18 protein-coding genes are annotated in these 22,050 nt (G+C 69.0%); 6 read left to right on the top strand and 12 right to left on the bottom strand.

The window, feature by feature from the left end:
- Positions 1-11 precede the first annotated feature (11 nt).
- The 9 genes from AC1VNX_RS08565 to AC1VNX_RS08605 form a co-directional block, all read right to left on the bottom strand.
- The gene (locus AC1VNX_RS08565; protein WP_483156308.1) at positions 12-1,208 is read right to left on the bottom strand and encodes a ferritin-like domain-containing protein; all 1,197 of its coding nucleotides are present in this window, start codon (positions 1,206-1,208) and stop codon (positions 12-14) included.
- Entirely contained in the window at positions 1,174-2,034 is an 861-nt protein-coding gene (locus AC1VNX_RS08570; protein WP_483156309.1) for a phosphate/phosphite/phosphonate ABC transporter substrate-binding protein, read from the bottom strand. Before AC1VNX_RS08570 ends, AC1VNX_RS08565 begins: the two co-directional genes overlap by 35 nt.
- Before the next feature lie 15 nt (positions 2,035-2,049).
- On the bottom strand, positions 2,050-3,165 hold the full coding sequence (locus AC1VNX_RS08575; protein ID WP_483156310.1) for an acyl-CoA dehydrogenase family protein: 1,116 nt from the start codon (positions 3,163-3,165) through the stop codon (positions 2,050-2,052).
- Between the two features lie 35 nt (positions 3,166-3,200).
- Positions 3,201-4,649: an L-seryl-tRNA(Sec) selenium transferase gene (gene selA / locus AC1VNX_RS08580; protein ID WP_483156311.1), complete on the bottom strand. Its 1,449-nt coding sequence runs from the start codon at positions 4,647-4,649 to the stop codon at positions 3,201-3,203.
- Entirely contained in the window at positions 4,649-5,677 is a 1,029-nt protein-coding gene (gene fdhE, locus AC1VNX_RS08585; protein ID WP_483156312.1) for a formate dehydrogenase accessory protein FdhE, read from the bottom strand. Before fdhE ends, selA begins: the two co-directional genes overlap by 1 nt.
- A gap of 176 nt (positions 5,678-5,853) precedes the next feature.
- Positions 5,854-6,477 (bottom strand): formate dehydrogenase subunit gamma, encoded by a 624-nt coding sequence (locus AC1VNX_RS08590; RefSeq protein WP_483156313.1) that lies wholly within the window; start codon positions 6,475-6,477, stop codon positions 5,854-5,856.
- Positions 6,478-6,490: 13 nt separating this feature from the next.
- Positions 6,491-7,453, bottom strand: a complete 963-nt coding sequence (gene fdxH, locus AC1VNX_RS08595) for a formate dehydrogenase subunit beta (protein WP_483156314.1) — start codon at positions 7,451-7,453, stop codon at positions 6,491-6,493.
- 3 nt (positions 7,454-7,456) lie between these two features.
- A complete protein-coding gene (fdnG, locus tag AC1VNX_RS08600; protein WP_483156315.1) occupies positions 7,457-10,534 on the bottom strand; it encodes a formate dehydrogenase-N subunit alpha in 3,078 nt (1,025 codons plus the stop codon).
- A gap of 96 nt (positions 10,535-10,630) precedes the next feature.
- Complete coding sequence (locus tag AC1VNX_RS08605) at positions 10,631-10,921, bottom strand: hypothetical protein (protein WP_483156316.1); 291 nt, start codon at positions 10,919-10,921, stop codon at positions 10,631-10,633.
- Positions 10,922-11,122: 201 nt separating this feature from the next.
- Here AC1VNX_RS08605 and AC1VNX_RS08610 point away from each other — a divergent pair, with 201 nt between their 5' ends.
- Both AC1VNX_RS08610 and AC1VNX_RS08615 read left to right on the top strand, forming a co-directional pair.
- Positions 11,123-13,639: an ABC transporter permease gene (locus AC1VNX_RS08610; RefSeq protein ID WP_483156317.1), complete on the top strand. Its 2,517-nt coding sequence runs from the start codon at positions 11,123-11,125 to the stop codon at positions 13,637-13,639.
- Positions 13,640-13,726: 87 nt separating this feature from the next.
- Positions 13,727-15,760: an AAA family ATPase gene (locus AC1VNX_RS08615; RefSeq protein WP_483156318.1), complete on the top strand. Its 2,034-nt coding sequence runs from the start codon at positions 13,727-13,729 to the stop codon at positions 15,758-15,760.
- 20 nt (positions 15,761-15,780) lie between these two features.
- Here the strand turns inward: AC1VNX_RS08615 and AC1VNX_RS08620 are convergent, their stop codons facing one another.
- Positions 15,781-16,674 (bottom strand): LysR family transcriptional regulator, encoded by an 894-nt coding sequence (locus AC1VNX_RS08620; protein WP_483156319.1) that lies wholly within the window; start codon positions 16,672-16,674, stop codon positions 15,781-15,783.
- A gap of 110 nt (positions 16,675-16,784) precedes the next feature.
- Here AC1VNX_RS08620 and AC1VNX_RS08625 point away from each other — a divergent pair, with 110 nt between their 5' ends.
- On the top strand, positions 16,785-18,293 hold the full coding sequence (locus tag AC1VNX_RS08625) for an MFS transporter (RefSeq protein WP_483156320.1): 1,509 nt from the start codon (positions 16,785-16,787) through the stop codon (positions 18,291-18,293).
- 13 nt (positions 18,294-18,306) lie between these two features.
- On the opposite strand, the gene AC1VNX_RS08630 is transcribed toward AC1VNX_RS08625, so the two are convergent.
- Positions 18,307-19,212, bottom strand: a complete 906-nt coding sequence (locus AC1VNX_RS08630) for a LysR family transcriptional regulator (RefSeq protein WP_483156321.1) — start codon at positions 19,210-19,212, stop codon at positions 18,307-18,309.
- 129 nt (positions 19,213-19,341) lie between these two features.
- Here AC1VNX_RS08630 and AC1VNX_RS08635 point away from each other — a divergent pair, with 129 nt between their 5' ends.
- Genes AC1VNX_RS08635 through AC1VNX_RS08645 form a run of 3 tightly spaced genes read left to right on the top strand, consistent with a single transcriptional unit; the run spans position 19,342 to position 21,298 of the window.
- The gene (locus tag AC1VNX_RS08635; protein ID WP_483156322.1) at positions 19,342-20,085 is read left to right on the top strand and encodes an SDR family oxidoreductase; all 744 of its coding nucleotides are present in this window, start codon (positions 19,342-19,344) and stop codon (positions 20,083-20,085) included.
- Positions 20,086-20,127: 42 nt separating this feature from the next.
- Positions 20,128-21,021, top strand: coding sequence for an SDR family NAD(P)-dependent oxidoreductase (locus tag AC1VNX_RS08640; RefSeq protein WP_483156323.1), 894 nt, complete (start codon positions 20,128-20,130; stop codon positions 21,019-21,021).
- 46 nt (positions 21,022-21,067) lie between these two features.
- Positions 21,068-21,298 (top strand): SlyX family protein, encoded by a 231-nt coding sequence (locus AC1VNX_RS08645; RefSeq protein ID WP_483156324.1) that lies wholly within the window; start codon positions 21,068-21,070, stop codon positions 21,296-21,298.
- 18 nt (positions 21,299-21,316) lie between these two features.
- Here AC1VNX_RS08645 and trhA read toward each other — a convergent pair whose 3' ends face one another.
- Positions 21,317-22,018, bottom strand: coding sequence for a PAQR family membrane homeostasis protein TrhA (gene trhA, locus AC1VNX_RS08650; protein WP_483156325.1), 702 nt, complete (start codon positions 22,016-22,018; stop codon positions 21,317-21,319).
- Positions 22,019-22,050 lie beyond the last annotated feature (32 nt).

A 22,050-nucleotide genomic window follows, 5' to 3' on the forward strand; every position in this document is an offset into this window, starting at 1 on the left:
TGGGTAGGTCGTCACATGAAGTTGCGGGTGTGCAGCTCGGCGAGCCGTTGCGCCTCGTCGTGCCCGAAGCCCAGCCGCGAGAGCCGCGCCCGGCGCCCGGCCGCCATGTCGCGCTGCAACTGCTGCACGGCCGCATGGCCGTGCGCGACGGCGGCGGGCGATAGCTCGCCCGCCGCCAGCAGCACGAGCGAATCGAACACCTCCTCGTTGAGGCCCGCCGTGCCGGCCAGCGTGTCATAGCGCAGCTCGATGGCGTTGCGCAGCCGTGTCTGGTAGTCGGGCTGCACCGAGAGCCGGTATTCCAGGTGCGCCATGCCGAAGGCGACGTGGCGCGCCTCGTCGCGCGCGGCGAGCCGCGCGATCTGCCGGGTCACCGGGTCGGGCGCGTGCGCATGCAGGAAGTTGAGCAGGTTCACGAAGCTGCCCTCGCCGAGCACGGCCAGCAGGAAGGTGGCGACGGAGAAATCGGGCGCGTCGAACAGCGTGCGCAGCGAGGCCTGCCCGCCGGCCGTCGACAGCGCGGGCTGGTGGCCGCGCAGCGTGGCGCGGCGCGTGAAGACTTCGACATGCCGCGCCTCGTCCGCGCACTGCAGCGCCAGCAGTTGCAGCACCTCGCGGAAGTGCGGATGAATCTGGCCCAGGTGGCGCGCCGGCACCAGCAGCGCGGCGTTCTCGTTCTCGATGAGGTAGGTCATCACCTGCACCACGGCGGCTTCCACGGCGCCCGGCAGTTCGAAGGGGGCGTCCCAGTCGATGGCGGTGGCCGGGTCCCACTGGGCTGCGGCTGCCTGCCGGTAGAGTTCGCCGGCCGTCGCGGCCCAGAGCTCGTCGCGGCGATGCAGCGCGAAGAAGAAGGGCGGGCTGCCGGCTTCCACCGTGGCGCCGCGCGCGGCAAGGCCCCAGCCGGAAGCGGCATCCTCGGCGGGCACGTCGTCGGCATCGCCGGTCGACTGCGCGCCGAGCCAGCGGCCTTCGGCATGAGGGCCGCGCGTGACCAGCGCTTCTTCATGCGCCGCATCGAAGCGCAGCGCATGCCCCTGGCTTCGGCACCACGCCTCCAGGTGCATGCGCCAGTCCGGCGAGCGGCCGCGCACGCGCAACTCGCCGCCCACCGGCCGTTCGGCCAGCGCGCGGCGGATGAGCAGCAGGGCGCCCTGGTCGAGGCCCAGCGACTCAATATCGATAGTCGGTGTTGGTGATGCGGCCATCGCCGTCGTAGAAGCCTTCGTCGTCCACCGCGCGTTCGAGCAGCGCATAGCCGCTGGTGCGGCCGGGGCGCCATTCGCGCAGGCCCTCGAGTTCGAGCAGCGGGCGCACCTGCGGGTCGTCCCAGCGCATCGCCATCAGCAGCGAGACGAAGCGGTCGACCAGCGCAGCCGGCGCGCCGGGGCTGGTGGTGAAATTGCAGTGGTCGTAGGCGCCGGTGCGCGCCACCACACGCGTGCCGCCCGGCGGCAGCGTGCCGTCGAGGCCGAAGGCCAGGTGGTTGCCGTCGATCAGGCAGCAAGCGTCGATTTCGCCCGCCATCAGCGCCAGCGCCGCGTCGCGCTCGCCGCCGATGTGGTCGCCGTGCTTGCCGCCGAGCACGTCGAAGTAGCGCACCTGGAAGTCGCGCTGCTTCACCAGCCCCTCGCCGCGCAGGTGGTCGAGCGGGATCAGCGTGGCCTGCGGCGAATCGAGCGCGCCGAAACCGATGGTCTTGCCGCGCAGGTCGGCCAGCGACTGCACGGGGCTGTCGGCGCGCACGACGATGGCCGAGCGCAGGTCGCAGTCGGTGTCGCGCATCGCCACGGCCTGCACCTTCAGGCCCCGGCTGCGCGCGATGCGCTCGGCGCGCACCCAGGCCAGCGGCGAGTTCCACGCGAGGTGCAGCGTGCCGTCGAACTGGGCCTCGACCTGGCTTTCGTAGTTCGAATACAGCACGTAGTCGAAGGCCAGGCCGTTCTTTGCGAAGAAGGCCTTGAAGCCTTCCCAGATGGTGATGACCTTGGGCGCGTAGGCCACGGCGCCCATGATCAGCGTCGGTTCGGGCATGGAGTCGATCCTTCCTCAGAACAGCGGCAGGCCGGTAATGGCCTTGCCGATGAAGTCGTAGAGCACGTCGGACGTGGGCGCCATCACGCTCGAGGCGCGCGCATCGCGGAACAGCCGCTCGATGCCCGCCTCCTTGCGGAAGGCTGCGCCGCCGCACACGCGCATCGCGATGTCGGTGACCTCCAACGCGGACTCGGCGGCGGCCGCCTTCACTTCGAGCACGCGCAGCATGGTGTCGGCCCGGCCCGCGCCGATGGCGGCGACGGTGTCGTCAAGCAGCGCTTGCGCCATGTCGGTCTTGATGCGCGCCTTCGCCAGATAGGCGCGGATGGTGGGCAGGTCGGCCAGCGACGAATCGAGGTGCACGTGCCGCGTCTGGCTCACGTGGCCGATGGCAGCTTGCAGCGCGCCTTCCATCAGCCCGGTCGAGCAGGCGGCGCTGAGCACCGAGAACCATGGCAGCACCACGCCCATCATGGTGTCGAAGCCCTTGCCGTCCTCGCCGAGCCGCGCGCTCGCGGGAATGCGCACGTTGCTAGCGGTGATCGGCGTGGATGCATTGCCGCGCAGGCCCAGCCCGTCGAAGCGGCCGGGCAGGCCCAGGCCGTCGGACTTCGCATCGACCAGCCACAGCGTGCTGGCGCCTTCGGCCGCGAGTGGCTTGCTCGACCACACGTAGCTGTCGGCTTCGAAGGCAGAGGTGACCCAGCTCTTGCGGGCGTCGAGCACCACGTTCGCGCCATCCGCGCGCGCGGTGCCGGTGGGCGCCCAGAAGTGGCTGCGCGAATCGGCCTCGGAAAAGGCCAGCGTGCTCAGGTGCGTGCCCTTGGCGATCGCACGGCGCGTTTCCTCGGGGCCGAACTGTTCGAGCACGGCCGTGGCGCAGTAGTGCATGCACACGACCATCGCGGTGGAAGGGCAGGTCTGCGCGATGCGCGAGACCACCTGCGCGGCCTCCTTCAGGCCCAGGCCCTGGCCGCCTACCGACGCGGCCGAGACCAGCCCGAGCAGGCCGGCCTCGCCCAGCGCCGAGATCGTCTCTCGTGGAAAGCGTCCCTCGGCGTCGGTGCGCTGGGCCAGCGGCTTCAGCGTGTGCGTTTCGATACCGGCGAGCACTTCGAGGGGGTTCATCGCTTTCTCCTGGAGTATGGGTTGAGGGAGTTGGTCTATTGCAGCCGCTCGCGCAGGGCATCGAGCTGGGCAGTGAAGGGCGCGCTGTCGTCCAGGCAGCGCAGGTCGAGCAGCAAGCGGTCTTCGGCGATGCGGCCGATCACCGGCAGCGGCAGGCCGCGCAGCGCGGCGGAGAGGGCATCGAGCGCGGTGCCGATGCCCTTCTTCGAGGTGCCGGCCGGCGCGATCGCGAGGCCTGCGGAGGGCAACCGCTCGACAGGCAGCGAGCCGGAGCCGATCTGCCCGAGCAGCGGCACGACCTCGACGGTGAAGCGCGGCGCCACGGCCGCCTGCACCGGTGCCTTCAAGCTCTCGGCCATCTCGCGGATCGCATCTGCGGGCCGCGTGAGCAGGCGCAGCGTAGGCAGGTCTTGCGCGAGGCGCTCGGGCCGCAGGTAGAGCGAGAGCGTGGCTTCGAGCGCGGCCAGCGGCAGCTTGCTCATGCGCAGCGCGCGCTTCATCGGGAACTTGCGGATGCGGCCCACGGCCTCCCTGCTGCCGACGATGAGGCCGGCCTGCGGGCCGCCCAGCAGCTTGTCGCCCGAGAAGGTGACCACGTCGCAGCCGGCCGCGAGCATCTCCTGCGGCAGCGGCTCGCGCGGCAGGCCGTAGCGCGCGAGGTCGATCAGCGAGCCGCTGCCCAGGTCGGTCGCCAGCGGCACGCCGCGCGCATGCGCGATGCCGGCGAGCGTGGCCTCGTCGACGGCCGAGGTGAAGCCCTGCACCGCGTAGTTGCTGGTGTGCACCTTCATCACCAGCGCGGTGTGTTCGTTGATGGCGCGCTCGTAGTCCTGCGGATGCGTGCGGTTGGTGGTGCCGACCTCGACCATGCGCGCGCCGGCGCTGGCCATCACGTCGGGCATGCGGAAGGCGCCGCCGATCTCCACCAGCTCGCCGCGCGAGACGATCACCTCGCGCTCGCGCGCCAGCGCCGCGATGGTGAGCAGCACGGCCGCCGCGTTGTTGTTGACCACCGTGGCGGCCTCGGCACCGGTGATGCTGCACAGCAGCTCTTCCACCAGCGAGTCGCGGTCGCCGCGGCTGCCGGTGGCGAGGTCGTACTCGAGGTTGTTGGGCGAGGTCATCACCGCGAGCAGCCGCTGCAGCGCAGCGTCGGCCAGCAGCGCGCGGCCGAGGTTGGTGTGGATGACGGTGCCCGTGAGGTTCAGCACCGCCTTCATGCGTGGCGCGAGGCGGAACTGGATGCGCGCCGCGAGCGCGTTTCCCAATGCGTCAGGTTGCACTTCGGTCGCGGCGAGCTTGCCCGCCACGGCCTGCGCGCGCAGCCCTTCGAGCAGCGCGCGCGCCTCTTTCACCACGAGCGTATGGCCATGCTCGGCCAGAAGCGCACCCGGCACGGCGAGGCGCAGCAGTTGATCGACAGAAGGCAGATCCTGGGGCCTTGCCGTCGAGCCGTGGACCACGGACTCTTCGGGCATCGCCATCAGCCGCCTCCGCCGTCGTCAGGGATTTCAGGTTCGCCGAACAGAAGCATCAGGTTGTGGCCGCTGCGCTGGTGGCCGGCTTCGGAGACGAGCAGGTCGAGCGTCACGCTCGCCAGGTCGTCGGCGACGGGTTCGACCTCGGGGTCTTTCTCCATCGCGATCTGCTTGAGATAGTGGCCGCAGCTGTCGCAGCACTCGGCCTTCACCGCGCCTTCGCGCGCGCCGGTGGCGGGCAGCTCGACGCCGGGCTGCGGCGACAGCGACTCGAAGTGGATGCCCTTGGTGCTTTCGCAGTGCGAGCACTTGATGCGCACGTAATGCCACTCGGTGCCGCACAGCGAGCAGTGCAGGTAGCGGAAGCCCGCCTCGTCGGCGCCGATGCGCGTGATGCTCACCGTGGGTGCGCTGCCGCAGCAGGGGCATTCGTTGCCGGGGTCGGTGCGGCCGTAGATGTTCTCGCCCGCGCTCTCGGCCACCTGCAACACCAGCTGCGTCCAGTAGGCCTGCAGCCCCGCGGCGATCAGCGGCGCGGCGGCGAGGTCGAGCCCGAACATGATGCGGCGCGAGAGCCGGTCAGCCTGCGTGTCGATCCATGCATCGTCGGCGGCCGCCACGCGGTCCAGCGTGTCGCGTGCGGGGCCTTCGGGCAGCCGTGCGCGGAAGAGAGCGAGCAGCCGCCGCAGCTCCTTCAGCCACACGGGGTCGCGTGTCCAGCCGAAAGCCGGCATCGGCGGCTTGAGCACCTTCGCGGCGGCTTCGAGCGCTTCGGTCTCGGGCAGCTCGACCGGCGCGTAGTCCTGCAGCACCTGGTGCTGCGCCTGCGCGAGGTCGGCGATGAAGATCAGGTACTCGCGCATCGGATGCGATGCGGCGAGCTGGCGCAGCCGCAACTGCCGGTCGGAGAACGCGAGAGAGCGCACCGGCAGGCGCAGGAACGGCATCTGCCGCCCGGCCTGCATCGCGATCTGCTCGGGCTCGAGGATGCGGGTGGTTCTGGTCGGCGGTGCGCTGCCGTTGGAACTGCTCATTCAGCGGACTCTACAGCGATTCATGCGATTCGCGATACGTGATTGGCCCCAGACAGGACATGGCCGGTTCTGTTCGCGGGATACCGCGGAACCGGCTTTGCCGGGCCGCTGGTATCGCCCCCGGAAGGGGGTTGGCGAAGCGACACGAAGTGCGCGAAGCCTGGGGGAGAACTCGCCTACTCACCTCGCGTCATTTTGCGATGCCACAACGGATGGTTGAGTTTTGCCCAGCCTTCGGTGACCGTACCTCGCGTCATCGCGCGCAGCGTGCCCTTGACCCAGATGGCCGCGTAGATGTGCGTGATGACCGACAGGATCAGCACCACGGCCGAGACCGAGTGCACCACCACCGCGATGCGCCGCACGAGGATCGGGAAGAAGCCGACGAACCACGGGCTCCAGAACATGAAGCCCGTCACCAGCAACAGCAGCAGGCTGATGCCGAAGGCCCAGAACACCAGCTTCTGGCCGGCGTTGTACTTGCCCACGGGCGGCATGCTCGACTTGTCGCCCTTGAGCATCTTCGGCGCGTTGGCGATCCACTCGCGGTCGCCCTTGTCGAGGATGTTCTCGCGCCACATCGTGAAGAACAGGAACACGAAGCCCAGCACCATCAGCAGGCCCATGAAGGGATGCAGGATGCGCGTCCATGGGCCGCCGCCGAAGAGCGCGCTCAGGAAGAACAGGCTCGGATGGAAGAAGGCCAGGCCCGAGAGCGCGGCGGCGAAGAACATGATCGCGACGAACCAGTGGTTCATGCGCGTGGCGTCGCGGTAGCGGCGAAGGTAGTAGCGTGTCATCGCGTTCTTCTCCTCATGCGCGGGGTGCGGTGGACGGTGGCGAGGAGGCCGGCGGCTCCTCGATCACCACCACCTCGTCGGGCTTGCCATCGCGGTCGGCATCCGGATGCTCGTCCTTCGGCTCGATGGGGCCGGTCTTCATGTAGTGGAAGAAGCTGCCCACCACGGCGCCGATCATGGCGACCATCGCGAGCGGCTTGGCGACGCCCTTCCACAGCGACACCAGCGGGCTGATCTGCGGGTCTTTCGGCAGGTCGGCGTACAGGCCCGGCCGGTCGGCGTGCTGCAGCACGTACATCACGTGCGTGCCGCCCACGCCCGCCGGGTCGTACACGCCGGCGTTCGAGAAGCCGCGTTCCTTCAGGTCGACGATGCGTTCCGAGGCGTACTCGTGCATGTCTTCCTTGGTGCCGAAGTGCAGCGCGCCGGTGGGGCAGGCCTTCACGCAGGCCGGCTCCAGGCCCACGCCCACGCGGTCGGAGCACAGCGAGCACTTGTAGGCCTTGTTGTCGGCCTTGCTGATGCGCGGCACGTCGAAGGGACAGCCCGTGACGCAGTTGCCGCAGCCCACGCAATGCTCGCTGATGAAGTCGACGATGCCGTTGGCGTACTTGACGATGGCGCCCGGCGAGGGGCACGACTTCAGGCAGCCAGGGTCCTCGCAGTGCATGCAGCCGTCCTTGCGGATCAGCCATTCGAGCTTGCCGGCCTCGGGCTCCACCTCGGAGAACTTCATCACCGTCCAGGAGGAGGGCGTGAGGTCGACCGGGTTGTCGTAGGTGCCGTGCGTGGTGCCGATCTCGTCGCGCAGGTCGTTCCACTGCATGCACGCGACCTGGCAGGCCTTGCAGCCGATGCAGGTCGACACGTCGATCAGCTTGGCCACCTGCTGCACCTGCGGGCGGCTGCGGATGTCGGGCGACGGCGTGGTCGTGGCCGAGCGGGCGGCGATGTCCAGGGTTTGAAGGGACGACATCGCTCAGGCCTTTTCGATGTTCACGGTGAACGACTTGTACTCGGGCGTCTGCGTGTTCGCATCACCCACGAAAGGCGTCAGCGTGTTCACCAGATAGCCCGGCTTGGCCACGCCGACGAAGCCCCAATGATTGGGCAGGCCCACGGTGTGGACCGTGCGCCCGTCCACCTGCAGCCCGACGATGCGCTTGGTGACCACAGCCACGGCCTTGATGTAGCCGCGCTTGCTCGACACCTTGACCATGTCGCCGTGGCCGATGCCTTTTTCCTTGGCAAGCTCCTCGCCGATCTCGACGAACTGCTGCGGCTGGATGATGGCCGAGGTGCGCACGTTCTTGGTCCAGTAGTGGAAGTGCTCGGTCAGCCGGTAGCTGGTCGCCACGTACGGGAAGTCCTTCGGCACGCCGAGCCTCTCGAGGTCACCCTTGAAGATGCGCGCCGCGGGGTTGGCGCGGGCCTTCTCGTTGTTCGGGTGCATCAGGTTGTTGACCAGCGGCGACTCGAAGGGCTCGTAGTGCTCGGGCAGCGGTCCTTCGGCCATGCCGGTGGGCGCGAACAGGCGCGCCACGCCCTCGGCGGTCATGATGAAGGGGCGCACCGCCTCGGCATCGGTCGGATTCGCGTCGGGGCGGATGTCGGGCACGTCGGCGCCGCCCCACTGCTTGCCGTTCCACGCGATGAGGCCGCGCCTGGCGATCCACGGCTTGCCGGTGGCCGGGTCGGTCGAGGCTCCGTTGTAGAGGATGCGCCGGTTCGCCGGCCACGCCCACGCCCAGTTCTGCACCATGCCGATGCCATACGGGTCGGCGTTGTCGCGCCGCGCCATCTGGTTGCCGGCCTGCGTCCATGCGCCTGCGTAGATCCAGCAGCCGCTGGCGGTGCTGCCGTCGTCGCGCAGCAGGCCGAAGCCCGCGAGCTGCTCGCCGGCCTTGGCCGTCGGCGGCTTGCTCGGGTCCTTCGGGTCGGTCAGGTCGACGAGCGCGCGGCCGTTGTATTCCATCGCCAATTCCTGCGCGGAGGGCGAGTGCGGAATCTTGTAGGGCCAGGTGAGCTTGACGATCGGGTCGGGGAAGGCGCCGCCGTCCTTGGCGTAGGCCGTGCGGATGCGGTTGAAGATGCCCGCCACGATCTCGATGTCGCCCTTGGCCTCGCCCGGCGGCTCCGCACCCTTCCAGTGCCACTGCAGCCAGCGGCTGGAGTTGGTGAGCGAGCCGTCTTCCTCCGCGAAGCAGGTGGAGGGCAGGCGGAACACCGTGGTCTGGATGTCGGCGGTCTTGACGTCGTTGAACTCGCCGAAGTTGCGCCAGAACTCGCTGGTCTCGGTCTGCAGCGGATCGATGGTGACCAGGAACTTGAGCTTCGAGAGCCCGTCGACGATCTTCTTCTTGTCGGGGAACGAGCCCACCGGGTTGAAGCCCTGGCAGATGTAGCCGTTGAGCTTGCCCTGGTTCATGAGCTCGAAGGCCTGAAGCACGTCGTAGAGCCTGTCGATCTTCGGCAGGTAGTTGAAGGCCCAGTCGTTCTCCGCCGTGGCCGCGTTGCCCCACCAGGCCTTCTGCATGCTGACGAAGAACTTCGGGTAGTTCTGCCAGTAGCTCATCTGGTTGGGGCGCAGGGGCTTGAGCGCGCGGGTCTTGTAGTAATCCTCCAGCGTCTGCTCGTTGTCACGCGCCAGCGACATGTAGCCGGGCAGCGAGTTCGACAGCAGCCCCAGGTCGGTGAGGCCCTGGATGTTGCTGTGGCCGCGCAGCGCATTCATGCCGCCGCCGGGTACGCCGATGTTGCCCAGCAGCAGCTGAACGATGGCGCCGGTGCGGATCATCTGCGAGCCCTGGCTGTGCTGCGTCCAGCCCAGCGCGTACATGATGGTCATGGTGCGCTGGGAGGTGCTGGTGCTCGCGATGTACTCGCACACCTTCAGGAACTTGTCCTGCGGCGTGCCGGTGATGCGGCTCACCATCTCGGGCGTGTAGCGCGAATAGTGCCGCTTCATGACCTGCAGTACGCACTGCGGGTCCTGCATGCTCATGTCGACCTTGGCCATGCCCTGCTCGTCGAGCGCGTAGCCCCACGACTTGGGGTCGTAGTTGCGCTTTTCGGGGTTGTAGCCGCTGAACAGGCCGTCCTCGAACTTGTAGTCGGGGCCGACGATGAAGGTCGCGTTGGTGTAGTTGCGGACGTACTCGGTCTGGATCTTGTCGTTGCCCAGCAGGTAGTTGATGACCCCCGCCAGGAAGGCGATGTCCGACCCCGCGCGTATCGGCGCGTAGTAGTCGGCCATGGCAGCCGAGCGCGTGAAGCGCGGATCGACCACCACCAGGCGGGCCTTGTTCTGTTTCTTGGCCTCGATGACCCACTTGAAGCCGCACGGGTGCGCCTCCGCGGCGTTGCCGCCCATGATCAGCACCACATCCGCGTTCTGGATGTCCTGCCAGTGGTTGGTCATCGCGCCTCTGCCGAACGTCGGGGCCAGACTGGCCACCGTAGGTCCGTGTCAGACGCGTGCCTGGTTGTCGAACACCAGCATTCCGGTCGAGCGGAATGCCTTGTGCGTGATGTATCCGGTTTCGTTGGACGAGGCCGAGGCGCAGAGCATGCCGGAGCTGGTCCAGCGGTTCACGGTCTTGCCGTCGGCGTTGGTGGTCTGGAAGTTGGCGTCGCGGTCGGCCTTCAGCAGCTTGGCGATGCGGTCGAGCGCCTCGTCCCAGCCGATGCGCTTCCACTCGGTGCCGCCGGGCTCGCGCACCTCGGGGTACTTCAGGCGCATGGGGCTGTGCACGAAGTCGAGCAGGCCCGCGCCCTTGGGGCACAGCGTGCCGCGGTTCACGGGGTGGTCGGCATCGCCCTCGATGTGGAGGATGTCGGACACCACGTTCTTCGCCTTGTCGCCCAGGCTGTACATGATGAGCCCGCAGCCCACCGAGCAGTACGGGCAGGTGTTGCGGGTTTCGGTCGTGCGCGCGAGCTTGAAGTTGCGGGCCTCGGCCAGCGCGGCGGTCGGCGAGAAGCCGAGCGCGACGATGCTGGAGCCGACCAGCCCCGCGCTGCTCACGCGGAAGAATTGCCGGCGGTTCATGTCCATGACACAACCTCCTGCAGCGGTGAAGTGATGGGGTGTTTCATCGTGGTCTTCTTTTCTTCTGGCGGGTAACTTCGAATTCGAATGAACCTGGTGGCGCTACTTGGGCGCCGTGCCGTCGCCTCCGCTGGGCGCGGGCGCCGCGCCGCCGGAGCTGCCGCCCGGTCCGCTCATGCCGCCCACGGCCGCGCCGCCTTCGGACGGGCCCTGGTGGGAGCTGGAGGATTCGACCTTGTCACCGGAGGCGGCGGGGGCGATGCCCGTCGGGCTCGCGCCGGTGGAGGCCTTCGGCGTGGGAGGCGCGGTGGGCTTGGGATCGCAGGCGCTCGCCAGCAGGCCGGCGGCCAGGCAAAGGCCGATGATCTGCAAGCGCTGCTGACATCGTGGCATCGACACTCCTTGTGGGAAGGACGGGTTCGGCAACGGGCTGTTTTTATGGCCTCGTCTTCCGCTGACCGGGCTGCCCGGTTTGCGACAAACGGGATACGTTTGTAGCATCATGCGACAGCATCATGTCCGGATCAAGGCCCGAAAGGGCGCAATAACCCTCGAACCCTGCCGCGGCGCCGGGCGTCGGCTATCGTTCGCGGCATGAATGCCTCCCTCCGCCTCGGTTGGCGCACGCTCTGGCGCGACCTGCGCGCCGGCGAGCTGCGCCTGTTGATCGTCGCCGTGCTGCTAGCCGTGGCCGCGCTCACGGCCGTCGGCTTCTTCGCCGACCGATTGCAGGGCGGCCTCAAGCGCGACGCGCGACAGCTCCTGGGCGGTGACGCGGTGATCGTCAGCGACAACCCGACGCCCGAAGCCTTCGTGGCGCAGGCCAGGTCGCTCGGGCTTCAGGGCACATCCACCTACGGCTTTCCGACCATGGCCCGCGCCGAGGACGCGCAGGGCGGAGCCAGCAAGCTGGTGGCGCTGAAGGCGGTGACGGCGGGCTATCCGCTGCGCGGCAGCCTGCAGACCTCCACCACCATCGACGGCGCCGGCGCCGTCACGCGCGACATCCCACCGCCGGGCGAAACCTGGGTCGACGCCTCGCTGCTCGACTCGCTGGCGCTCAAGGTCGGCGACACGCTGCTGCTGGGCGACACCGGCCTGCGCGTGGGCCGCGTCATCACGCTGGAGCCCGACCGCGGCGCCGGCTTCATGAGCTTCTCGCCGCGCGTGATGCTCAACCAGGCCGACGTGGCCCGCACCGGGCTCGTGCAGCCGGCCAGCCGCGTCGGCTACCGCTATGCGGTGGCGGGCAGCGACGCGGCGGTCAAGCGCTTCACCGATTGGGCCGACGCCACCATCAAGAAGGGCGAACTGCGCGGCGTGCGGCTCGATTCCTTCGAGAGCGGACGCCCCGAGATGCGCCAGACGCTCGACCGCGCCGAGAAATTCCTGAGCTTGGTCGCGCTGCTCGCGGCGCTGCTGTCCGCCGTGGCGGTGGCTCTGGCCGCGCGCGGCTTCGCGGCCAGCCACCTCGACGACTGCGCGATGCTGCGCGTGCTCGGCCAGAGCCAGCGCACCATCGCCATCGCCTATGCCTTCGAGTTCGCGGTGATCGGCATCGTGGCCAGCGCGCTGGGCGTGGCCATCGGCTTCGCGGTGCATTACGTGTTCGTGCTGCTGCTGGCCGGGCTGGTCGAGACCGCGCTGCCGGCGGCCACGCTGTGGCCCGTGGCCTTCGGGCTCGGCATGGGGCTCACGCTGCTCTTCGCCTTCGGGTTGCCGCCGGTGCTGCAACTGGCGCGCGTGCCGCCGCTGCGCGTGATCCGGCGCGACGTGGGCGGGCTCAAGCCCGCGTCGCTCGCGGTGCTGGGCGTGGGCGTGGCGGGCTTCGCGGCGCTGCTGATGGCGGCGAGCAGCGACATCAAGCTGGGGCTGATCGCCGTCGGCGGCTTCGCGGGCGCGGTGGCGGTGTTCGCGCTTTTGAGCTGGCTCGCGGTGAAGGTGCTGCGCCGCAGCGTCAACGAGGCCACCGCGCCGCGCTGGCTGGTGCTGGCCACGCGGCAGATCTCGGCGCGGCCGGCCTATGCGGTGGTGCAGGTCAGCGCGCTTTCCGTGGGGCTGCTGGCGCTGGTGCTGCTGGTGCTGCTGCGCACCGACTTGGTTGCGAGCTGGCGCCAGGCCACGCCGCCCGACGCACCGAACCGCTTCGTCATCAACGTCATGCCGGAGCAGAGCGAGGCCTTCCAGAAGTCGCTGCGCGACGCGGGCGTGGGCAAGTTCGACTGGTACCCGATGATCCGCGGCCGCCTCGTGGCGATCAACGACAAGCCGGTGTCGCCCGACGACTACACCGAAGACCGTGCCAAGCGCCTGGTGGACCGCGAGTTCAACCTCAGCAACAGCGCGGAAGCACCGGCGCACAACAGCATCACCGCCGGCAAATGGATACCCGGCGCCGCCGGCGAGGTGAGCGTGGAAGAGGGCCTGGCCGAGACGCTGGGCCTGAAAATGGGGGACATGCTGCGCTTCGACATCGGCGGCATGCAGAACGAGGCGCGCATCACCTCGCTGCGCAAGGTCGACTGGGGCTCGATGCACGCCAACTTCTTCGTGATGTACACGGTGGCCTCGCTGGCCGACGTGCCCACCACCTACATGGGCGCCTTCCGCGCGCCCGAGACGCGCGGCTTCGACAACGCGCTGGTGCGCAGCTACCCCAACGTGACCAACGTGGACATGAGCGCCACCATCAACCAGGTACAGCGGGTGCTCGACCAAGTAATCCGCGCGGTCGAGTTCCTGTTCGGCTTCACGCTCGCGGCTGGGTTGGTCGTGCTGTTCGCCGCCGTGACGGCCACGCGCGAGGAGCGCGCGCGCGAGTTCGCGGTGATGCGCGCGGTGGGCGCGCGCGCCAGCCTGCTGCGGCAGGTGCAGCGTGCCGAACTCGCGGGCGTGGGCCTGCTCGCGGGCTTCCTCGCGAGCATCGTGGCCGTACTGATCGGCTGGGGACTCGCGCGCTACGTGTTCGATTTCACCTGGACCGCATCGCCGCTGGTGCCGGTGGCCGGCGCGCTGGCGGGGGCGGTGCTGGCGCTCGGTGCCGGTTGGTGGGGCCTGCGCGAAGTGCTGCGCCGGCCGGTGGTCGACACCTTGCGGCGCGCGGCCGAGTAATTTTTCTTTTCTTCGAGGCGAGACGGGGCCGTGGAATGCAATACATTCCCCGGCCCCGTATCCAATTCAGAGAAGAGAAATTCCTGCATGCGCCTGGCGTCTTTCCAGATCACCAACTTTCGCTCGATCAACGACAGCGGCCTCATCGATTCCACGCAGATCACCACGATCCTCGGCCGCAATGACAGCGGCAAATCGAACCTGCTGCGCGCGCTCCACAGCCTGAACCCCACCGAGGGCATCGCCGAACTCAGCCCCATCAAGGACTTCCCGCGCCATCGCCGGCTCGAAGAGTGCACCGGCGACACGCCCGTCGTCTTCACGCGCTGGAGCCTGGACGAGAGCGAACAGGCCGAGCTGGCCGCGATCCTTCCGCGCGCTGCCGGCGTGCGCCACGTCACCGCGAGCCGAGGCTACGCGGCCAGCCGCTCGGCCGGTTTCGAAGGGCTGGCGGCCCTGTCGCTGGACGTGAGCGAGATCAAGGGCAAGGTCCGCAAGATCGTGCCGGCGGTGAAGGCCGCGGCCGAGAAGGTCGCAGAGGAAGCGAAGACGGCGCTCGACCAGGAAGCCGACGTCTTCGACGCCGCGATGATCATGAGCCCCGACTACATCAAGTGGTCGGCCGGCGCCGTCGAGGCGGCGCGGGCCCTGCGCAAGGCGCTGGCCGTGGCGGGCGCCGAGCTCAGCGACAAGCAGGAGCAGATGCTGGCCGAGCTCGAAGACATGGCGCTGGCCATCGCCAACGACGCGCCCGCGCTGGAGCGCGCGCAGGAATGGGTGATCGGCAAGCTGCCGCGCTTCGTCTACGTCGACGAATACCCGGCGCTGCCCGGCCGCCAGAACATCGCCGAATACCTGGGGCGCGAAGGCTGGGGCCAGCTCACGCCCGAGCAGCAGAGCTTCGGCAAGCTCTGCAAGGTCGCGGGGCTGGACCTGCGGCAGCTGCAGGCACTGCTCGAGAAGAATGACCAGGCCACGCGCAACCAGCTCGTCAACCGCGCCGGCTCGGTGGTGACCGCCGAGATCCGCCGCCTCTGGAAAGACCGCGCGCTGAAGGTGCGCTTCAACCTCGACGGCCAGTACCTCGACACGCTGGTGTCCGACCCGAACGCCGCCTACGAAGTCGAAGTGAACCTGGAAGAGCGCAGCCGTGGCTTCCAGTGGTTCTTCTCGTTCTACGTGGCCTTCTTCGCGGACACCAAGGGCGGCCAGTCCGAAGACGCCGTGCTGCTGCTGGATGAACCCGGTCTGCACCTGCACGCCCACTCGCAGGCCGACCTGCTGGCGCACCTGGAAAAGGATTTCGCCGGCAACCAGGTCATCTACACCACGCACTCGCCCTTCATGGTGCCCACGCACCGGCTCGACGCGGTGCGCACCGCGAGCCTGGACGAGGCTTCAGGCACGACGGTGAGCAACACCGCGCAGGGGGACGAGCGCACGCTGTTCCCGCTGAAGGCGGCGCTGGCGTTGAGCCGGATGGCTGGCGAGCCGGTGAAGCAGGAGGCTTCGAAGCCGGTGGCTGCGACGCAGGAATCGGTGAAGCCGGCGCCCGCGAAGCAGGCCGCGTCGGAGGGCGCGAAGCCTGCGAAGTCGGCAAAGTCCGCCGAGGCGGCCAAGCCTGAGCCTGTGAAGCCCGTCATCGTGGAAAGCGCCAAGCCAGTGGAGGCCGCACCTGTTGCAGTGGCCGCACCGGCAGTCTCGCCTGCACCTGCGATGTCTGAGCCGGCGAAGGTCGCAGCTCCTGCCAAGGCCGAGGCAGCCAAGCCCGAACCCGCGAAGCCTGTGGAGGCAGCGCCAGTTGCCTCGCCCGCACCGACGATGCCCGAGCCGGCGAAGGCTGCCGCTCCTGCAAAGACCGAGGCAGTCAGGCCCGAGGCTGCGAAGGCCGAACCCGTGAAGCCAGCCGTGGTGGAAAGCGTCAAGTCCGTGGAGGCTGCACCAGTTGCCGTGGCCGCGCCGGTCGTCCCGCCTGCGGAAGTGCCGGCACCGGTGACGCCCGAACCGGAGAAGCCGGTGGCCGATGGGAGCATCAAGCCCGCCGAGCCTGTGGTCGAGGCCCCGGTCGCCGTGGCTGCCGTGCCCGCCGAGGCGCCAGTGGTGCAGGCCGAGCCCGCCTGATCCATTCCGGGGGACTTTGTTCAGAGGATGGCGTCTTCTTCCCTGAACATGTGCTCCCCCGCAAAGTCCACGAACGCCCGCACCTTCGGCGACAGCTGCCGGCTCGACGGCCACAGCGCCGAGAACTGGCCCTGTCGCACGAGGTGGGTGGCCAGCACGCGCTGCAGTTCACCCCGGCACAGGGAATCGCGCGCGAGAAAGTCGGGCATGTAGGCCACGCCCAGGCCGGCGACTGCGGCGCCGAGCATGGCTTCCATGTTGTTGCACAGCAGGCCGGGCGGGAGTTGGGTGGGCAGGCCGGGCAGGTCCCAGTCTTCGATCTTTCCGCCGGTGACGAACTTGTAGCGCAGGCAGGCGTGCCGCGCGAGGTCGGCGGGTGTCTGCGGCACGCCGTGGCGCTCCAGGTAGGCCGGCGAGGCGACGAGCACGAATCGGAACGGGCCGAGGCGGCGCGCGACCAGCTGCGAGTCGACCAGGTCGCCGCTGCGGATCGCCACGTCGACGCCCTCGGCGATCACGTCGACCAGCCGGTCGTTGAAGTCCAGGTCGAGCTCGATCTCGGGGTAGCGCTCCCTGAAGGCCGGCAGCATCGGCAGCAGGAAGCGGTAGCCGATGGTCGGCAGGCTCACGCGCAGGCGGCCGCGCGGCGCGGCGATGGCGTCCTGCATCATGGCCCGCGCGTCGTCGAGTTCGTCGAGGATGCGGCGGCAGCGCTCATGGAAGAGGGCGCCTTCCTGCGTGAGCCGCATGTGCCGCGTGGTGCGGTTGAAGAGGCGCACGCCGAGCTGCTCTTCGAGCCGCGCGACGTTCTTGCCCACGGCCGAGGCCGAGATGCCCAGCAGCCGGCCGGCCCTGGCAAAGCTCGACAGCTCGGCCGCCCGCACGAAGGATTCGAGTCCGCTGAAGCCGTCCATGGATTGGCAACCTTTGGTTGGGAGTGTGAGGAGCAATGCGGCAATTCTCAGCGCATTGATTCCTTTCTATCTTCGTGCCTTCCTTTTCACCTTCCGCGAAAGCACGTCCCATGTCCGCGTCTTCCTCCAGAAACTGGCTCCTGGCCGCCGTTTGCCTCGCGGCGCTGGGCATGCCGCTGAGCTTCACCGGCCCGGCGGTGGTGCTGCCCGCCGTTCGCGACGCGCTGGGCGGCAGCCCGGTGCAGCTCAACTGGGTGACCAACGCCTTCATGCTGAGCTTCGGCGCCACGCTGATGGCGGCCGGCGCGCTGGCCGATGCCTATGGGCGCAAGCGCGTCTTCCTGCTGGGGCTCGCGGTGGTGGCGCTCAGCGCCTCGCTGCTGACCCTGGCGCCGGGCATTGTGGCCTTCGACCTGGCGCGCGCGCTGCAGGGGCTGGGCTCGGCCGCGGCCTTCGCGGCGGGCACGGCCGCGCTGGCGCAGGTGTTCGACGGCGCCGCGCGCACGCGGGCCTTCAGCCTGATCGGCACTTCGTTCGGCGTGGGGCTGTCCTGCGGCTCGATGCTTTCGGGCTGGCTTGCGGAGAGCTTCGGCTGGCAGGCGGTGATGCTGAGCCCCGGCGCGGCCAGCCTGCTGGCGCTCGGCATCGCGTCGCTCGCGATGCAGGAGTCGCGCAACCCGCAGGCCATGGGGCTGGACGTGCCGGGCACGCTGAGCTTCACTGCCGCGCTGAGCCTGCTCACGCTGGGCGTGCTACAGGCGCCCGACAGCGGCTGGGGCAGCCCGTGGGTGCTTGGCGCGCTGGCGGGCGCGGCGGCAATGGGCGCGGTCTTCGTCGCCGTCGAGCGACGCGTGGCGCACCCGATGCTCGATCTGTCGCTGTTTCGCTTTCCGCGCTTTGTCGGCGTGCAGCTGCTGGCGGCCGCGCCGGCCTACGGTTTCGTCGTGCTGCTGGTGCTACTGCCGATCCGCTTCATCGGGCTCGAAGGGCGCGGCGCAATCGAGGCGGGCGCTTTCATGTTTGCGCTCTCGGGGCCGATCCTCGTGGTGCCGACGCTGGCGGCGTCGCTGGCGCACCGTTTCTCCGCCGGCGCGATCTCGGCCGTGGGACTGCTGGTGTGCGCCGCAGGCCTCTTTTGGCTCAGCCGCTGCGCGCCGGGCACGCCGCTGGGTGTGATGGTGTGGCCGCTGCTGCTGATCGGCGCGGGCATCGGGCTGCCGTGGGGGCTGATGGACGGGCTGGCCGTGAGCGTGGTGCCGCGCGAGCGCGCGGGCATGGCCTCGGGCATCTTCAACACGGTGCGGGTGGCGGGGGAGGGCATCGCGCTGGCGCTGGTGGGCGCGGGGCTGACCGCGCTGGTGGCGGCGCGGCTGGGTCATGCGGAGGCGGCATCGCGCGCGGCGCAGCGCGTCACCACCGGAGACCTGTCGCAGGCGCTGGCCCTGCTGCCGGGCATGGACCGCGCGGCGCTGCTGCACGCCTACGGCTCGGCGTTCGGCACGCTGCTGTGGGTGCTCGCGGGCGTGACGGTGGCGACGGCACTGGTGGTGTTCGCCTTCCTGCGCGGCGAGACGCATGCCGAGGCCGGCGCGGTGGCGCTGGAATCGACGGCTTGCTGAGGGCCCGGTCTGCTCAGTCCGTTCCAGTTGCTTCGGCGGCTTCGAAGATGTCGCGCAGCCACTGGGTGAAGACGCGCACGCGCGACGACAGCTGCCGGTTCTGGGCGTAGAGCACCGACACCGGCATCGGCGGCGGCGCGAACTCAGGAAGCAGTACCTTGAGCCGTCCGTCCGCCAGCTCGCTGGCCACCCGGTAGCGCGGCACCTGCACCAGCCCGAGGCCCGCGACGGCCGAGCCTGTGTACAGGTCGGCGCCGGTCACGGACACGACGCCGCCCAGCTGCATGGCCGTAACCCGCCCGTCGACCGTGAATTCGAGCGGCACCGCCTTGCCCGTGGCGCTGGAGATGTAGTGGATGGCGCGGTGCGACGCCAGCTCTTGCATGCTTTCAGGCTCTCCGTGCGCAGCGATATAGGCCGGGCTCGCGACCGTGACCTGGGGCAGCAGCGCCACGCGCCGGCCGATCATGGACGAGTCCTGCAGCGTGCCCGCGCGCAGCACGCAATCGACGCCCTCGCGTACCAGGTCGACGAGGCGGTCGTCCTCGCCGACGTGCAGCTCTAGCTCCGGGTAGCGCGCCAGGAAGCCCGGCAGCGCGGGCACCACGAAGTGCCGCGCCAGCGTGCCCTGCAGGTTCACGCGCAGCAGGCCCTTGGGGGCGGCGTCGCGGAACAGGCCCTCGGCTTCTTCCACGTCGGCCAGCAGCCGCACGCAACGGCGGTAGTAGGCCTCGCCGTCCTGCGTGAGGCGCACGGTGCGGGTGGTGCGCTCCAGCAGCCGGGTGCCGACGCGCTGTTCCACGCGCTTGATCAGGTTGGTGACGGTGGCGCGCGGAATCTGCAGATCTTCCGAAGCCTGCGTGAAGCTCTGGCGTTCGGCGATGCGCACGAAGGCCTGCATTTCCTGGAAGCGGTCCATGGGCGAGCTTGGAGCCTATTGTTGAAGTAAATGGAATGGTAATGGCGATTTCCGGCTGATTATCTTTCGGATGGAACGATCGAAGATTCGTCTCACCAACCAACCACCACTGCAAAGGAACAGCCAGCCATGACCAACCCATCCACCACCAAGGTCGCCATCGTCACCGGCGCATCGCGCGGCATCGGCGCCGCCGTCGCGCAGCGGCTCGCCAGGGACGGCTTCGCGGTCGCCATCAACTACGCATCGAGCCCGGAACAGGCCGATGCCCTCGTCGCCGAGCTGCAGGCCGCCGGCGGCTGGGCCTTCGCGGTCAAGGCCGACGTGGCCAGCGCTGAAGAAGTGCGCGCCATGTTCGATGCCGTCGAGGCGCAGCTCGGCAAGGTCGACGTGCTGGTCAACAACGCCGGCGTGCTCAAGACGCTGCCGCTGGCCGAGCACAGCGACGCGCTCTACGACCAGGCCTTCGACATCAACGTGCGCGGCACCTTCAACACGCTGCGCGAAGCCGCCACGCGCCTCAACGAGGGCGGGCGCATCGTCAACTTCTCGAGCACCACGCTCGCGCTGAACATGCCCGGCTACGCGGTCTACAACGCCACCAAGGCGGCCGTCGAGGCTTTCACGCACGTCTTCGCCAAGGAACTGCGCGGCCGCAGCATCACGGTGAACGCCGTGGCGCCGGGCCCGATCGCCACGTCGCTTTTTCTCGACGGCAAGACCGAGGAGCAGATCCAGACCTTCGCGAAGATGCCGCCCCTGCAGCGCCTGGGCCAGCCCGAGGACATCGCCTCGGTGGTGGCTTTCCTCGCCGGCCCCGACGCGGGATGGGTCAACGGGCAGATCCTGCGCGCCAACGGCGGCGTCGCCTGAGCGGCGACTCGACGCGAAACAAACCGGAAGGAGAAACACGCCATGAAGAAGCAGATCGTCCTCGTCACCGGTGCCGGCACCGGCATCGGCAGGCTCACAGCCCAATCGCTGGCCGAAACCGGCCACGTCGTCTACGCCTCGATGCGCGACATCGCCGGGCGCAACAAAGGCCGCGCCGCCGAGCTGCGCGCGCTGGCCGCGGCGAAGAACATCCAGCTGCATCCGCTCGAACTCGACGTGCTCTCGCAGGAATCGGCCGATGCGGCCGCCGCGACCATCGTGCGCGAGCAGGGCCATCTCGACGTGGTGATGCAGAACGCCGGCCACTTGGTGGTCGGCCCCACGGAGGCCTTCACACCGGAGGAGATCGTCAAGGTGTTCGACACCAACGTGCTCGGCGCGCAGCGCGTGAACCGCGCGGTGCTGCCGTACCTGCGGGCGCAGGAGTCGGGGCTGATGCTTTGGATCAGCAGCATCACCACCAAGGGCGGCTTTCCGCCGTTCATGGGGCCTTATGGCGCGGCCAAGGCGGCGATGGACTCGCTGGCCGTCACGCTGGCTTACGAGATCGCGCGCTTCGGCATCGAGACCTCCATCGTCGTGCCGGGCGCCTTCACCAAGGGCACCGACCACTTCCCGAGCGCGGGCAAGCCGGCCGATGCTGCAACCGCCGCCTACGCCCGCTACGACGGGCTCATGGACCAGATCGGCGCGCGCCTCTCGGCGCTGACGCCCGACAACGCCGACCCGCAGGCCGTGGCCGACGAGATCGTGCGCATCGTGGGCTTGCCCGCCGGCACCCGGCCGATGCGCTCGGTGATCGACTTCGTGGGCGATGGCGCGACGGAGGTGTTCGAGGTGTCGGAGCGGGTGCGCGTCGAGTTCGCCAAACGCATCGGCATGGCGGACCTGCTCGAAGCGAAGGTGCGTCGCTAAGCAGGGCGTCACAAAGAGCGGGGCGGTATTACTGTCCAATAGCGGGATGGAAAACCCGCCCCACGACCACCTCATCGCCGAGCGCGTGACCGAACTCGAGATCAAGTCCAGCTACGCGGAGGACCTGCTCGACCAGCTGAACATGACGATCTACCGCCAGCAACAGCAGATCGACCGGCTGATCCTCGAAGTCACGCAGCTCAGGGAACAGAGCCGCAATACGATGCAGGAAGGCGCCGCGCGAAATCCCCGCGACGAGCTACCACCGCATTACTGAGCTGGAAAGAAAGATCGATCAGCCGTGCGAGTGCCAGAGCACGGCGAAGAAATGGCAGGTGCTGCCGGCCAGCACGAACAGGTGCCAGACGCTGTGCGCGAAGCGCACCTTGTTGTCGAACAGGAAAACCACAGCACCGGCCGTGTAGAACAATCCGCCGGCCACCAGCCAGCCCAGTCCCGCCGCCGACATGCGCTCGTACAGAGGCACGGCGGCCATCAGCGCCATCCAGCCCATCGCCACGTACAGGCCGGTGGACCACAGCGGATGCTTCAGCCGGTTGAACAGCTTGGCGCTCACGCCCAGTGCCGCCGCCGCACAGATGGCGCCGAACAGCGTCCAGCCCAGCGGGCCGCGCAGCACGCCGAACAGGAAGGGCATGTAGCTGCCCGCGATGAAGAGGTAGATGGCCGCGTGGTCCAGCCGGTTCAACCAGGCCTTCGCCCGGCCGATGGGCAGCGCGTGGTACAGCGTGGAGATGAGGTACAGCACGATGGCCGTGCCCGCGAAGAGGCAGGCGCCGACCACGCCGGCGGCCTGGCCCTTCTGCGCCGCGCTGTAGACCAGGATGGGCAGCGAGGCAATCGCCAGCGCCAGGCCCAGCCCGTGACTGAGGGCGTTGAAGAGTTCCTCCATCGCCGTCTGGTCGCGCGCCGCGAGGACGGAGGTCTTGCTGCGTTGCGAGGCAAGAGGTTGCTGCGAGGGCAAAGAAGAAGTCATCGTCGATTCCGTGCGCAAGTGCGTGTGTGTGG

Source organism: Variovorax sp. TLI9-5A, assembly GCF_056867935.1.

What these genes read in the sequence shown, in the direction of transcription:
- AC1VNX_RS08565 (WP_483156308.1), bottom strand. Translation starts at nt 1,208, where the DNA reads ATGGCCGCATCACCAACACCGACTATCGATATTGAGTCGCTGGGCCTC.
- AC1VNX_RS08570 (WP_483156309.1), bottom strand. Translation starts at nt 2,034, where the DNA reads ATGCCCGAACCGACGCTGATCATGGGCGCCGTGGCCTACGCGCCCAAG.
- AC1VNX_RS08575 (WP_483156310.1), bottom strand. Translation starts at nt 3,165, where the DNA reads ATGAACCCCCTCGAAGTGCTCGCCGGTATCGAAACGCACACGCTGAAG.
- selA (WP_483156311.1), bottom strand. Translation starts at nt 4,649, where the DNA reads ATGGCGATGCCCGAAGAGTCCGTGGTCCACGGCTCGACGGCAAGGCCC.
- fdhE (WP_483156312.1), bottom strand. Translation starts at nt 5,677, where the DNA reads ATGAGCAGTTCCAACGGCAGCGCACCGCCGACCAGAACCACCCGCATC.
- AC1VNX_RS08590 (WP_483156313.1), bottom strand. Translation starts at nt 6,477, where the DNA reads ATGACACGCTACTACCTTCGCCGCTACCGCGACGCCACGCGCATGAAC.
- fdxH (WP_483156314.1), bottom strand. Translation starts at nt 7,453, where the DNA reads ATGTCGTCCCTTCAAACCCTGGACATCGCCGCCCGCTCGGCCACGACC.
- AC1VNX_RS08605 (WP_483156316.1), bottom strand. Translation starts at nt 10,921, where the DNA reads ATGCCACGATGTCAGCAGCGCTTGCAGATCATCGGCCTTTGCCTGGCC.
- AC1VNX_RS08610 (WP_483156317.1), top strand. Translation starts at nt 11,123, where the DNA reads ATGAATGCCTCCCTCCGCCTCGGTTGGCGCACGCTCTGGCGCGACCTG.
- AC1VNX_RS08615 (WP_483156318.1), top strand. Translation starts at nt 13,727, where the DNA reads ATGCGCCTGGCGTCTTTCCAGATCACCAACTTTCGCTCGATCAACGAC.
- AC1VNX_RS08620 (WP_483156319.1), bottom strand. Translation starts at nt 16,674, where the DNA reads ATGGACGGCTTCAGCGGACTCGAATCCTTCGTGCGGGCGGCCGAGCTG.
- AC1VNX_RS08625 (WP_483156320.1), top strand. Translation starts at nt 16,785, where the DNA reads ATGTCCGCGTCTTCCTCCAGAAACTGGCTCCTGGCCGCCGTTTGCCTC.
- AC1VNX_RS08630 (WP_483156321.1), bottom strand. Translation starts at nt 19,212, where the DNA reads ATGGACCGCTTCCAGGAAATGCAGGCCTTCGTGCGCATCGCCGAACGC.
- AC1VNX_RS08635 (WP_483156322.1), top strand. Translation starts at nt 19,342, where the DNA reads ATGACCAACCCATCCACCACCAAGGTCGCCATCGTCACCGGCGCATCG.
- AC1VNX_RS08640 (WP_483156323.1), top strand. Translation starts at nt 20,128, where the DNA reads ATGAAGAAGCAGATCGTCCTCGTCACCGGTGCCGGCACCGGCATCGGC.
- AC1VNX_RS08645 (WP_483156324.1), top strand. Translation starts at nt 21,068, where the DNA reads ATGGAAAACCCGCCCCACGACCACCTCATCGCCGAGCGCGTGACCGAA.
- trhA (WP_483156325.1), bottom strand. Translation starts at nt 22,018, where the DNA reads ATGACTTCTTCTTTGCCCTCGCAGCAACCTCTTGCCTCGCAACGCAGC.